This is a genomic window from Mycolicibacterium confluentis, from assembly GCF_010729895.1.
Taxonomy (GTDB): Bacteria; Actinomycetota; Actinomycetes; order Mycobacteriales; family Mycobacteriaceae; genus Mycobacterium; species Mycobacterium confluentis.
Window position 1 is genome coordinate 439,150 of the sequence record NZ_AP022612.1, and the last position, 12,944, is coordinate 452,093.

Here is a 12,944-nt window from a genome sequence, read left to right on the forward strand (position 1 = left end):
GCGGTACCGTGGTTGGACATCAGACGTACGGATGTAAACCTCTAGGGAGGCTTTCACGATGGCACGTACGCAAGCCCGCACGAAGACGATCCGACGCTGGCGGCGCAACATGGAAGTCGGCGACGACAAGGCCTACGTCGACATGCTCACCACCCTGTCCGAGGGGTCGGTGCGGCGGAACTTCAATCCATACACCGACATCGACTGGGATTCGCCCGAGTTCGCGGTCATCCCCGACGACCCGCGCTGGGTGCTGCCGGGAACCGACCCGCTGGGCCGGCACCCCTGGTACCAGGCGCAACCGCTCGACAAACAGATCGCGATCGGCATGTGGCGTCAGGCCAACGTCGCCAAGGTCGGTCTGCATTTCGAGTCGATCCTCATCCGCGGTCTGATGAACTACGCGTTCTGGGTGCCCAACGGCTCCCCGGAGTACCGCTACTGCCTGCACGAATCGGTCGAAGAGTGCAACCACACGATGATGTTCCAGGAGATGGTCAACCGGATCGGCGCCGACGTGCCGGGTATGCCGCGCATGCTGAAGTGGCTCGCGGCGTTGATCCCGCTGGCCGCCGGACCGGTGCCGATCATGTTCTTCTTCGGTGTGCTGGCCGGTGAGGAACCCATCGACCACACCCAGAAGGCCGTGCTCCGCGAGGGCCGCTCACTGCATCCGATCATGGAACGCGTGATGGCCATCCACGTCGCCGAGGAGGCGCGGCACATCTCGTTCGCTCATGAGTACCTGCGCAAGCGGGTGCCCGGCATGCGGGCGCGCAAGCGGATCTGGCTGTCCCTGCACGTACCGATCATCATGCGAGTGCTGTGCTCGGCGATCCTGAAGCCGCCGCGCAGCTTCTGGAAGGAATTCGACATCCCGAAGTCGGTCAAGCGTGAAGTCTTCTTCCGTTCGCCCGAGTCGCGGCAGATGCTGTCCGATGTGTTCGCGGACGTGCGCATGCTGTGCCACGACACCGGCCTGATGAATCCGGCGGCCAAGCTGATCTGGCGGATCTGCAGGATCGACGGGGCGCCGTCGCGCTACCGCAGCGAACCGCAGCGTGCGCACCTGCCGTCGGCCGCGCCCGAGGCCGTCGCGCGGGTCGCCGAGACGATTCCCGCCTAGCCCGGAGCGCCGATGCCTCACGTCATCACCCAGTCGTGCTGCAGCGACGGGTCCTGCGTCTTCGCGTGCCCGGTGAACTGCATCCACCCCACCCCGGATGAGCCGGGGTTCGCCACGGCCGAGATGCTCTACATCGATCCCGCGGCGTGCGTTGACTGCGGCGCCTGCGTCAGCGCCTGCCCGGTGGGCGCGATCGCACCGGAGACGCAGTTGGCCCCCGAACAGCTTCCGTTCGTCGAACTCAACGCGGCCTTCTATCCCGAGCGACGTCCGGGGGAGAAGGTGCCGCCGACCTCCAAGCTCGCCACGGTGTTGCCCGCGGTGGAAGTCCGCCGCGGTGACACGCCGCTGACCGTGGCGGTCGTCGGGTCGGGGCCGGCCGCGATGTACGCGGCGGACGAACTGCTGACCCAGCCCGGGGTGCGGGTCAACGTCTTCGAGAAGCTGCCGACGCCCTACGGCCTGGTGCGTGCGGGCGTGGCGCCCGACCACCAGAGCACCAAGCGGGTGACCCGGTTGTTCGACCGGATCGCCGCGCACAAGAGGTTCACCTTCTTCCTCAACGTCGAGGTCGGCGCGCACCTGTCGCACGCCGAACTGCTCGAGCATCACCACGCCGTGCTCTACGCCGTCGGCACGCCGAACGACCGTCGCCTCGACATCGCCGGTGCCGACCTGCCCGGCGTGGGCACGGCCACCGAGATGGTGGCGTGGATCAACGGACACCCCGACTTCACCGACCTGCCCGTCGACCTGAGCCATGAGCGCGTGATCCTGATCGGCAACGGCAACGTCGCACTCGACGTGGCGCGGGTGCTCACGGCTGACCCCGACGAGCTGGCGAAGACCGACATCTCCGACCACGCGCTCGCCGCACTGCGCGCCTCCAACGTCCGCGAGGTGGTCATCGCGGCGCGACGAGGTCCGGCACAGTCGGCGTTCACACTCCCCGAACTCATCGGGCTCACGGCCAAGTCCGAGGTGGTCCTCGACGCGTCCGACCACGAACTCGTGCAGCGGGATCTGGCCCGCGACCAGGATGCGTTGACCCGCAACAAGCTTGAGGTGTTGGCCAAACTCGGCAGCGCCGACGGGCCCGCCACGCGCCCGCGCATCCGGCTGGCTTACCAGCTGACGCCGTCGCGGATCGACGGTGAGCAGCGCGCCACCGGTGTGGAGTTCACCGTCACCGACACAGAACAGACCCGCCGTATCGATGCGGGCCTGGTGCTGACGTCGATCGGCTACCGCGGCACGCCGATCCGCGATCTCCCGTTCGACGACACCGCCGCGGTGGTGCCCAACGACGGCGGCCGGGTCGTCGCCCCCGAGACCGGGCGACCGGTCGTCGGCGCCTACGTCGCGGGGTGGATCAAGCGCGGGCCGACGGGGTTCATCGGCACCAACAAGTCCTGTGCGCTGCAGACCGTGCAGCAGTTGGTGACCGACTACAACGCCGGTCTGTTGCGAGATCCGGTGCGGCGCAACGGGGAACTCGCCAAACTCGTCGCCGCGCGTCAACCCGACGTGGTCGACGCCGCGGGCTGGCGGGCCATCGACGCCGCCGAGGTCGCGCGGGGTGGGGGCCTGCGACCCCGGGACAAGTTCACCGCGGTGCCCGACATGCTCGCCGCGGCCCGATCTGCGCCCAAACCGACGATTCGGCAGCGCATCCTGAGCACGCTGACCGCCAGCGGGCACTGACGTACGCTCCGCGGGCTGGCAACCGTACGTGGCTGCGCGCTCGGCGGTGAGTCAGGCGCGCGCCACCCACCGACCGTCGTCGACGCTGACCCGGATCGGATGCGCGAACGCTGCGGAGATGTACTCGGAGGTGATCACCGCGCCTGCTGCGCCATATCCTCGGCCATCGCGCCGTAGTCGACCTCGCGGACGGACTCGGCCAGCGACCACTGGTGTCCGAACGGGTCACGCAGGACGCCGTACCGATCACCCCAGAACTGATCCTCCAACGGGGCGACCACGGTCGCGCCGGCCTCGACGGCCCGCTTGAACCGGGCGTCGACGTCCGGGCCGTGCAGGTGGATCGTCACCGACGCTCCGCCGAGCGCGCTCGGGGTCGAGGACTTGCCGTCGTTGTACTCCGGGAAGTCGTCGTTGAGGAACACCGGGGCGCCGTTGATCCGCACGCAGGCGTGGATGATCTTGCCTTCGGGATGCAGCAGCCTGATCTCCTCGGTGGCGCCGAACGCGTGGGCGTAGAAGTCGATGGCGGCTGCGGCGTCCTCGACGACGAGGTGTGGCACCAGCATGGGGGTGTTGTCGATGGCCATGGCGATCTCCTCAGATGAGTGCGGATGTCACCGGTATGGACCGGACACGGCCGCAGAACTCATCGCGCTCAGACCACCGAGTATCGCGGCGGCAGCGCCGAGCGCCCCGTGAGCGACCGCAGCACCGTCGGGCCGTCCCCGAGCGCCACCGCGATCTGCGCAGCCAACGCCGTCGCCGCCGCCAGCACCTCCGCGGGCGGGGCGAACTCGACGCGGGCGGCCTCGGCGATGTCCAGCCCGTGCACAGCCATCTCGAAGACTCGGGTCGGCAGATAACTGCTCAGCCGGATACCCACCCCGCCGATCACCGTGATCAGCGGGTCGCCGGCCGCGTCGATGTCGTTCAGGGCCTGCTCAACCAGGGCGTCGATGGTGGCCACCGGATCCGCGCCAAGGACCTGCCCAGCCTGCCTGCCGCGTTCGACGATCTGCGCCGGGTCCATACTGGCCGACGCGGCCCGGACGTGGACGTAGTAGCCCGCAGCATCCGCGATGTCCTCGTGGTCGGCGCGCGTCTTCAGGTATTCGCTCACCGTGATCAGCGAGCGCGACGTGTGCCCGACCAGCGACCGCAGATCCCAGTCGCCCAGTCCGGGGCCGGTCCAGGCGGAGTCGGGGACGCGTCGCACCAACTGTGCGAAAGCATGTGCCGCGGAGGCGAACACCTCGGCCGGTGGGGCCGTCACCGGGCGCTGCCGACGGTGTCCCAGCCCTCGACGTCCTGCGGACGCCGCGGCGCCGGACCGACGTAGACGGCCGCGGGACGGACGAGTCGGCCCAGGCGTTTCTGCTCGAGGATGTGGGCGCACCATCCGGCGGTGCGGCCACAGGTGAACATCGCGGGCATCATCTTCGGAGGCACCCCGGCGAAATCAAGGATGACCGCGGCCCAGAACTCGACATTGGTCTCGATCGCCCGGTCGGGCCTGCGCTCTCGCAGTTCGGTCAGTGCGGCCTGCTCCAAGGCGGCCGCCACCTCGTAGCGCGGTGCGCCCAACCGCTTGGCCGTCGCGCGCAGCACGCGGGCACGAGGGTCCTCGGCACGGTAGACCCGGTGCCCGAATCCCATCAGCTTCTCGTTGCGGTCCAGGATGCCCTTGACGACGGCACGCGCGTCGTCGGTGCGCTCGACCTCTTCGATCATCGGCAGCACACGGGCGGGCGCGCCGCCGTGCAGGGGGCCGCTCATGGCGCCCACAGCGCCGGACAGGGCCGCGGCGACATCCGCGCCCGTCGACGCGATCACGCGCGCGGTGAACGTCGAGGCGTTCATCCCGTGCTCGGCGGCCGTCACCCAGTACGCGTCGATGGCCTCGACGTGCCGCGGGTCCGGTTCGCCCTGCCATCGGGTCATGAATCGCGCAGTCACGGTGCGACATTCATCGATCACCCGCTGCGGGACGGCGGGGTGGTGGATGCCGCGCGCCGACTGCGCCACATAGGACAGGGCCATCACCGAGGCCCGGGCCAACTGGTCGCGTGCGGTGGCGTCGTCGATGTCGAGCAGCGGCGCGTATCCCCAGATCGGGGCCAGCATCGCCAGGCCGGCCTGGACGTCGACGCGGACGTCACCGGAGTGGATGGGCAGCGGGAACGGTTCGGCGGGGGTCAGGCTACGACCGAAAGCGCCGTCGACCAGGAGCGCCCACACGTCGCCGAACGTGACGCGGTCAGCGACCAGATCCTCGATGTCGACACCGCGGTATCGAAGTGCACCGCCGTCTTTGTCGGGTTCGGCGATCTCGGTCTCGAATGCGACGACGCCCTCCAGTCCGGGGACGAAATCCTCAGGCACCGTAGTCATGTGCTGATTCTCGCACCAGGGTCCACCGCAGCAGCGGGCAATGGGGGTTCGGGCGTAGCTTAAGGCGGTGTCTGAATCGTGGGATGGGCTTCTGACGTCGATGCGTGTGGAGTACGGCTCGGTGGAAAAGGACGGCAGCGTCGACCTGGACACCGACTGGCTCGGCCCCGACCCGGCAACCGGCTGGCTGGAGCTTCTGCGCACCTGGCTCGCCGAGGCCCAGGGGGCGGGTGTGGCCGAACCCAACGCGATGGTGGTGGCCACGGTGCACGAGGGAAGGCCCGTCACCCGCACGGTGTTGTGCAAGGGCGTGGACGAGACCGGGATCAGCTTCTTCACCAACTACGACTCCGCCAAGGGCGCCGACCTGGCGGTCACGCCGTACGCGTCTGCGACGTTCCCCTGGTACCAGCTGGGGCGGCAGATCCATGTCCGCGGGGCCGTCACCAAGGTGAGCGCCGAGGAGACGGCCGACTACTGGTCGAAACGGCCACGCGGGTCTCAACTGGGCGCGTGGGCGTCGGCGCAGTCGCAGCCCATCGAGTCCCGTGCCGCGCTGCTGAGCCAGTTGGCCGACGTCACCGCACGGTTCGCCGACGACGCCGAGGTGCCCGTGCCGCCGCACTGGGGTGGCTACCGCATCGCACCTGAGGTGGTCGAGTTCTGGCAGGGCCGGGAGAACCGGATTCACAACCGGATCAGGATCACGGGCGGGCGCGTGCAGCGCCTGCAACCGTGAGGCGATTCTTCGCCGACACCACACCCCTGAAACAGCCCGACTTCCGTCGGCTGTGGTGGGCCGGGGTTCCGACCGTGATCGGCGCGAACCTGACGATCTTCGCGGTCCCGGTGCAGCTGTACGTGCTGACCGAGAACTCGGCGTACGTCGGGCTGGCCGGTGCGTTCGCGTTGGTGCCGCTGATCGTGTTCGGGCTGTGGGGCGGTGCGTGGGCCGACGCGATGGACAAGCGCGTGCTGCTGATCATCGCGTCCTGCGGGCTGGCGGGTGCTTCGGTGCTGCTGTGGCTGCAGGCCGCGCTGGGGCTGGACAACGTGTGGCTTGTGCTGTGCCTGCTGGCGGTTCAGCAGGCGTTCTACGCGATCAACTCACCCACGCGGGCCGCCGCCATTCCCCGGATGGTTCCGGACGAGCAGTTGGCCGCGGCCAACTCGCTGAACATGACGGTGACGCAGTTCGGCGCCATCGTGGGTCCGCTGCTTGCCGGACTGATGCTGGCGTGGGTGGACCTGTCGACGCTCTATCTCGTCGATGCGATCACGTGCCTGGCGCCGATTTGGGCGACATGGCGGCTGACGTCCATGCCGCCGACGGAGACGGCCGAGGGCGGGTCCCGCTGGGGTTTCGGCGCGGTGTGGGAGGGCTTCCGGTACCTGGCCGGCAACACCGTCGTGCTGATGTCGTTCGTGGTCGACCTCATCGCGATGATCTTCGGCATGCCGCGGGCGCTGTTCCCGCAGATCGCCCATGAGAGCTTCGGCGGTCCGGTCGACGGCGGCACAACGATGGCGCTGCTGGCCGCAGCGATGTCGATCGGTGCCGTGGCGGGCGGCGTCTTCTCGGGTTGGCTCCCCCGAGTGCGACGGCAGGGGCTCGCGGTGGTGGTGTCGATCGTCGTCTGGGGCGTCGCGATGATCGGGTTCGGCCTGGCATGCGGACTGGCCGGGGGACAGGCCGGCGCACTCCTGATGGTCGCGATCGTCTTCCTGGCGGTCGGTGGTGCGGCCGACATGGTGTCGGCGGCGTTCCGGTCGACGATCCTGCAGCAGGCCGCCTCCGACGAACTCCGGGGCCGCCTGCAGGGTGTCTTCCTCGTCGTGGTGGCCGGGGGACCCCGCGTCGCCGACGTGCTGCACGGTTCGGCGGCGGTGGCCGTCGGCACGGCCGCGGCGGCGGCCGGGGGCGGCGCGCTGGTCGTGATCGGCTTGGTGGTCGCCTCGCTCGCGGTCCCGGCCTTCATCCGCTACCGCGTCAGTGTGGGACTGCCACGCCAAACGCCGGAGACCGACAAAATATGACGGCTGCGAAATGCCCATCGCGGCACTTTGCAGCCATCGCGGCGCCGGCGCCTCTAGCATGCAGCGTGTGGGGAACGCCGCTGGCAGTCTTGGGCTTCGGGAACGAAAGAAACAACGAACGCGCGCGACATTGATCGACGCTGCCGTTCGGCTGTGCCTTGAGCAGGGCTACGGCAACACCACCGTCGAGCAGATCGCGGCCGCGGCGGACGTGTCGCCGCGCACCTTCAGCCGGTACTTCGCCACCAAGGACGCCGTCGTCATGACGCTGCTCGAGGATTTCGTACAGGCCGTGTCCGACGAGCTCGACCGGATTCCCGCCGACGTGCCCGCGCTGGAGGCGCTCAAACGCGCACACATCGGCGTGCTGAACACCGTGCCGTCCGGCGACGTCGAGGGCCTGACGTCGGAGCGCATCGTGCTGATGCTGCGCATCGTCAACTCGACACCCGGCCTCAAGGCCGCCGCCGCCGATTTCCGGCCGCAGGCGACCGCGTTCGTCATGGCAAAGCGGCTCGGTGTCAGCATCGAGGATCGTCGTCTGCACCTGGTGATGACGGTCTGGGCGTCGATCATCCTCACGGCCTGCGGAGACCTCGTCGACGACCGCGACGGGCAGGAACTGGGGCCCGAGCTGATGGTCGAGCGCATCTCGGGGACGTTCGCCGAGTTCACCGAGTTGACCGCGGAACTGCCGCGGAACTGACTCGCGGCGCCCGCCGAACGGTCATTCCGGGGTCGAGAGCAACCCCCCGCAGGCGTAGCGTCAGCGCAGCGACTACCTTTCCTAGGTACAGACAGCACTTGCGGCTGCCGACAAGCGCAGAAGGGGTTCTTGTGGCCGACGATTCAACCCGTGAAACCGCGACTCTGAAGTACCCGGGTGGGGAACTCGACCTGGACATCGTCCCCGCGACGGAGGGTTCCGACGGGATCGCACTGGGGTCGTTGCTCTCCAAGACCGGGTACACGACGTTCGACGGCGGCTTCGTCAACACCGCGTCGACCAAGTCGGCCATCACCTACATCGACGGCGATGCCGGCATCCTGCGCTACCGCGGCTATCCGATCGAGCAGTTGGCCGAGAAGTCGACCTTCATCGAGGTCAGCTACCTGCTGATCTACGGTGAGTTGCCGACCAAGGACCAGCTGGAGAAGTTCACCACCCAGATTCAGCGCCACACGCTGCTGCACGAGGACCTCAAGCGGTTCTTCGACGGCTTCCCGCGCAACGCGCACCCGATGCCCGTGCTCTCCAGCGCGGTCAACGCTCTTTCCGCGTATTACCAGGATTCGCTGGACCCGCTGGACAACAAGCAGGTCGAGCTGTCGACCATCCGCCTGCTGGCCAAGCTGCCGACGATCGCGGCGTACGCCTACAAGAAGTCCGAGGGGCAGCCGTTCCTGTACCCGGACAACTCGCTGACGCTGGTGGAGAACTTCCTGCGGATGACGTTCGGCTTCCCGGCCGAGCCCTACGAGGTCGATCCCGAGATCGTCCGCGCGCTCGACATGCTGCTGATCCTGCACGCCGACCACGAGCAGAACTGCTCGACGTCGACGGTGCGCCTGGTCGGCTCGTCGCAGGCCAACCTGTTCACGTCGATCTCCGGTGGCATCAACGCCCTCTGGGGCCCGCTGCACGGCGGTGCCAACCAGGCCGTGCTCGAGATGCTCGAGAAGATCCGCCAGGGTGACGACGACGTCGCGACCTTCGTCAAGAAGGTCAAGAACCGCGAGGACGGCGTCAAGCTCATGGGCTTCGGTCACCGGGTCTACAAGAACTACGACCCGCGGGCGCGCATCGTCAAGGAGCAGGCCGACAAGATCCTGGGCAAGCTCGGCGGCGACGACGAACTGCTGGACATCGCCAAGCAGCTCGAGGAGATCGCGCTGACCGACGACTTCTTCGTCGAGCGCAAGCTCTACCCGAACGTCGACTACTACACCGGCGTGATCTACCGGGCGATGGGCTTCCCGACCCGCATGTTCACGGTGTTGTTCGCGCTGGGCCGCCTGCCGGGTTGGATCGCGCACTGGCGGGAGATGCACTCCGAGCCCAACAAGATCGGCCGTCCGCGCCAGATCTACACGGGCTACACCGAGCGCGACTACGCCGCCATCAGCACCCGCTGACCTCGCTGCTCTTTCTCGCCCATAACAACGTTTGGGCGAGAAAGTGTGAGTGATTAGCGTCGTTTCGTCGATATCGGCGGGGGTTGGTCCTTGCCAAGCCAACAGTTGTAGTTTCACAATCGTTGTGTGAATGCAACGATCGGTGAGCTCAGCCGCGGCCGGAAGATGGTGATCCTGGCCTCCTGCTGCCTGAGCCTGCTGATCGTGTCGATGGACATGACGATCGTGAATGTCGCGATCCCGTCCATTCGGGCCGACTTCGACGCATCCGCGGCGCATCTGCAGTGGGTCATCGACATCTACACGCTGGTGCTCGCGTCCCTGCTGCTGTTGTCCGGTGCCGCAGGCGACCGCTGGGGCAGACGACGGGTCTTCCAGATCGGTCTGACGGTCTTCGCGTTCGGTTCGCTGCTGTGCTCCCTGGCCCCGAGCATCGAAATGCTGATTGCGGCGCGCTTCGTGCAGGCCGTGGGCGGGTCGATGCTCAATCCGGTGGCGATGTCGATCATCACCCAGGTCTTCACCGATAGGGCCGAACGGGCCCGCGCGATCGGCATCTGGGGCGGGGTGGTCGGCATTTCGATGGCGCTGGGGCCCATCGTCGGCGGGGCGCTGATCGAGTACGTCGGGTGGCGATCGGTGTTCTGGATCAACCTGCCCATCTGCGCACTGGCGATCGTGCTGACCGCGGTGTTCGTGCCCGCGAGCAGATCGTCGACCGTGCGCGACTGGGACCCCATCGGCCAACTGCTGGGTATGGCAACGCTTTTCGGGATGGTCTACGTCCTGATCGAAGGGCCCAGTCACGGTTGGCAGGCGCCGATGACGGTGACGGCCGGCGCCGTCGCCGTGCTCGCCGCCGCGGGTTTTCTGTACTGGGAGGGGCGCCATCACGACCCGTTCATCGACCTCCGTTTCTTCCGCAGCATCCCGTTCGCCTCGGCGACGGTCATCGGGATCTGTGCGTTCGCGGCCTACGGCGCCTTCCTGTTCATGATGTCGCTGTATCTGCAGGGGCACCTGGGTTACACGGCCATGCACACGGGCCTGCTGTACCTGCCGCTGGCGGTCGGCGCGCTGATCTTCTCACCGCTGTCAGGCCGGCTCGTGGCCAGATTCGGCAGCCGCCCTTCACTTCTCGTCGCGGGCACTCTGATCACCGGTGCGACGGTGCTGATGTCGCTGATGACGGCCCACACCCAGACCTGGCAGCTCATCGTGATCTTCGCGGTGTTCGGCGTCGGCTTCAGCATGGTCAACGCACCGATCACCACGGCCGCTGTCAGCGGGATGCCGCTGGACCGGGCAGGGGCGGCCTCAGCCGTCGCGTCGACCAGCAGGCAGGTGGGCGTCAGTCTTGGCGTGGCCCTGTGCGGTTCGGTTGCCGGTCTCGCGATCGCCTCGCCCACAACGAATTTCACCGCCGAATCCCGCCCGCTGTGGGTGATCTGCGCGCTGCTTGGCCTGGTGGTCATCGTCCTGGGCCTCGTCTCGACGTCCCCGCGGGCGCTGCGGTCGGCCGACCGTCTGGCGCCGCTCATCGCCGGACCGCCCGAGCGCCAGAGGAGGGTCGATGCCGGACACCGCTGACGCCGTCTGGCTTGAGATGTCCAAGTTCGTGATCGACAACAAGGACACCTGGAAAAGGGCCGTTGTGGAGCGAACCGGGCTGCCATTCAGCCGAATTCGCATCCTGCGCCGTCTCGTCCGGGAACCGTTGACCGTCAAACAGATCGCGCAGGCCGCCACGGTGGACGCCCCCGCGGCGACGGTGGCGGTCAACGATCTCGAGGAGCGCGGCCTGGTGGTGCGCGAAGTGGACCCCTCGAACCGGCGGTGCAAGGTGGTGTCGCTGACTGGGGAGGGGCGCGCCATGGTGCAGGTCATCGAGGGCATCGACGACCCGGCGCCCGCATCGCTTCGCGCCCTGGACGGCAGCGAACTCACCGCCCTGCGGGACCTGCTCGCGAAACTGCGGGCCTAACCGGGCAGGACGGCCATCGCGGCGTTGTGCCCGCCGATCCCCGACACCGCCCCGCCCCGCAGCGCACCGGAACCGCACATCAGGATGCGCTCGTGCGCGGTGGCCACACCCCAACGCCGCGCCGCGGTGTCCAGTTGATCGTCGTCGCCGGCGAACGGCCAACTGAGCGCGCCGTGGAAGATGTTGCCTGCCGTCATCCCCAGCGTGGCCTCGAGGTCGGCGGTGGTCTTGGCCTCGATGCACGGCTGGCCCTCGCCGTCGAGCATCACCACATCCTGAACAGGTTCGGCAAGAACCGAATTCAACGATCGCAGCACGGCGTCGGTGAGGCGGGTGCGGATGTCGTCGGGATCAGTGCCGACGGTGAGTCCGTGCGGGGTGTGCAGGCCGAACACCGTCAGGGTCTGCGCTCCGGAGGCGCGCAGTTCGGGGGACAGGATGGAGGGGTCGGCCAGCGAATGGCAGTAGATCTCGCACGGAAGAGGATCCGGGATGGCACCGCCGACGGCCTGCTGGTGGGCGGCGTCGAGTTGGGACCAGGTCTCGTTGATGTGGAACGTCCCGCCGAAAGCCTGCTCGGGTGTCACAGAGTCGTCGCGCAGTCGGGGCAGCCTGCGCAACATCAGGTTGACCTTGACCTGGGCGCCGGGCGCGGTGACCGGGACCGCTTCGCCGACAAGTTGCGCAAGCACCGCCGGTGTCACGTTCGCCAGCACATGACCCGCGGCGACGACGTGCTCGCGGCCGTCCTGCCGGTAGCGCACCTCGCCGTCCGGGGTGATCGCGAAAACCTCTGCCCCGGTGACGATGTCGGCGCCGAAGCGGGTGGCGGAAGCGGCCAGTGCGCTGGTGACCGCGCCCATGCCTCCGATCGGCACATCCCAGTCGCCGGTACCGCCGCCCAGCAGGTGGTAGAGCAGGCAGATGTTCTGTCGCAGGCTCGGTTCGCACGTGCGCGCGAATGTTCCGATCAGAGCGTCGGTGGCGACCACGCCCCGAACCACGTCGTTCTCCACCGCAGCCGTGATGGCGTCGGCGATCGGGTGCTCCGTCACCATGTCCCAGGCAAGCGCGGCATCGTTGTCGCCGCTGTCGAGGATCAACTGCCGGGCCTGCGTGCGAGTGCGCAGCGGTTCCAGCAGAGTGGGCCACAGACGTTCGGTGACGATCCCTGCGCGGCGGTAGAACTGGGCGAACCCGGCGGCATCGGCCTCTGCCCCAATAGCCGCGAACGCCGCAGAATCGGGCTCGATCCCGATCAGCAGGCCTGTGCGGCCCTCGGTGGACGGATCGGGGGTGTAGGACGAGTAGCGCCTGCGGGCCAGTTGCAGCGGTGCGCCGAGATCGTCGATGATCTGCCGCGGCAGCAGGCTGACCAGGTACGAGTACCGCGACAAGTGCGCGTCGACTCCCGGGAACGCCTGCGCCGACACCGCGGCCCCGCCGACCTGTGGCTGCCGTTCCAGCACTCGCACCCGTCGACCCGCCCGCGCCAGGTACGCCGCGGCGACCAGCCCGTTGTGGCCGCCGCCGACGACGGCGACGTCGATGGTCTCAGTCATC

General features: G+C 68.1%; 12 protein-coding genes. 8 read left to right on the forward strand and 4 right to left on the reverse strand.

All coding sequences use genetic code 11. The annotated features are described in order from the left end of the window. Positions 1–58 precede the first annotated feature (58 nt). Positions 59–1,126 (forward strand): AurF N-oxygenase family protein, encoded by a 1,068-nt coding sequence (locus G6N34_RS02000; protein WP_085155367.1) that lies wholly within the window; start codon positions 59–61, stop codon positions 1,124–1,126. Between the two features lie 12 nt (positions 1,127–1,138). Next, positions 1,139–2,830 carry a 4Fe-4S binding protein gene (locus G6N34_RS02005; RefSeq protein ID WP_085155365.1) on the forward strand — a complete coding sequence of 564 codons (1,692 nt, stop codon included), beginning with the start codon at positions 1,139–1,141 and terminating at the stop codon, positions 2,828–2,830. A 134-nt stretch (positions 2,831–2,964) separates the two neighbouring features. Here G6N34_RS02005 and G6N34_RS02010 read toward each other — a convergent pair whose 3' ends face one another. The 3 genes from G6N34_RS02010 to G6N34_RS02020 form a co-directional block, all read right to left on the reverse strand. Beyond that, positions 2,965–3,420, reverse strand: a complete 456-nt coding sequence (locus tag G6N34_RS02010) for a VOC family protein (protein WP_085155363.1) — start codon at positions 3,418–3,420, stop codon at positions 2,965–2,967. 68 nt (positions 3,421–3,488) lie between these two features. Continuing rightward, the gene (locus G6N34_RS02015) at positions 3,489–4,106 is read right to left on the reverse strand and encodes a maleylpyruvate isomerase N-terminal domain-containing protein (protein WP_085155361.1); all 618 of its coding nucleotides are present in this window, start codon (positions 4,104–4,106) and stop codon (positions 3,489–3,491) included. Then, on the reverse strand, positions 4,103–5,224 hold the full coding sequence (locus G6N34_RS02020) for a citrate synthase 2 (protein ID WP_085155359.1): 1,122 nt from the start codon (positions 5,222–5,224) through the stop codon (positions 4,103–4,105). Before G6N34_RS02020 ends, G6N34_RS02015 begins: the two co-directional genes overlap by 4 nt. Positions 5,225–5,324: 100 nt before the next feature. On the opposite strand from G6N34_RS02020, the gene pdxH reads away from it, so the two are divergent. The 6 genes from pdxH (at position 5,325) to G6N34_RS02050 (ending at position 11,381) form a co-directional block, all read left to right on the forward strand. Beyond that, positions 5,325–5,963, forward strand: coding sequence for a pyridoxamine 5'-phosphate oxidase (pdxH, locus tag G6N34_RS02025; RefSeq protein ID WP_085155357.1), 639 nt, complete (start codon positions 5,325–5,327; stop codon positions 5,961–5,963). Next, entirely contained in the window at positions 5,960–7,261 is a 1,302-nt protein-coding gene (locus tag G6N34_RS02030) for an MFS transporter (protein ID WP_085155355.1), read from the forward strand. Before pdxH ends, G6N34_RS02030 begins: the two co-directional genes overlap by 4 nt. A gap of 130 nt (positions 7,262–7,391) precedes the next feature. Further along, the gene (locus G6N34_RS02035) at positions 7,392–7,967 is read left to right on the forward strand and encodes a TetR family transcriptional regulator (RefSeq protein ID WP_234813069.1); all 576 of its coding nucleotides are present in this window, start codon (positions 7,392–7,394) and stop codon (positions 7,965–7,967) included. Positions 7,968–8,098: 131 nt separating this feature from the next. Beyond that, the gene (locus tag G6N34_RS02040) at positions 8,099–9,397 is read left to right on the forward strand and encodes a citrate synthase (protein ID WP_085155352.1); all 1,299 of its coding nucleotides are present in this window, start codon (positions 8,099–8,101) and stop codon (positions 9,395–9,397) included. Positions 9,398–9,523: 126 nt separating this feature from the next. Further along, positions 9,524–10,987 carry an MFS transporter gene (locus G6N34_RS02045; protein ID WP_109788645.1) on the forward strand — a complete coding sequence of 488 codons (1,464 nt, stop codon included), beginning with the start codon at positions 9,524–9,526 and terminating at the stop codon, positions 10,985–10,987. Continuing rightward, complete coding sequence (locus G6N34_RS02050; protein ID WP_085155350.1) at positions 10,971–11,381, forward strand: MarR family winged helix-turn-helix transcriptional regulator; 411 nt, start codon at positions 10,971–10,973, stop codon at positions 11,379–11,381. The genes G6N34_RS02045 and G6N34_RS02050 overlap by 17 nt, the downstream gene beginning before the upstream one ends. Here the strand turns inward: G6N34_RS02050 and G6N34_RS02055 are convergent. Continuing rightward, positions 11,378–12,943, reverse strand: coding sequence for a phytoene desaturase family protein (locus G6N34_RS02055; protein WP_085155349.1), 1,566 nt, complete (start codon positions 12,941–12,943; stop codon positions 11,378–11,380). The two genes, G6N34_RS02050 and G6N34_RS02055, sit on opposite strands and share 4 nt — an antisense overlap. Position 12,944 lies beyond the last annotated feature (1 nt).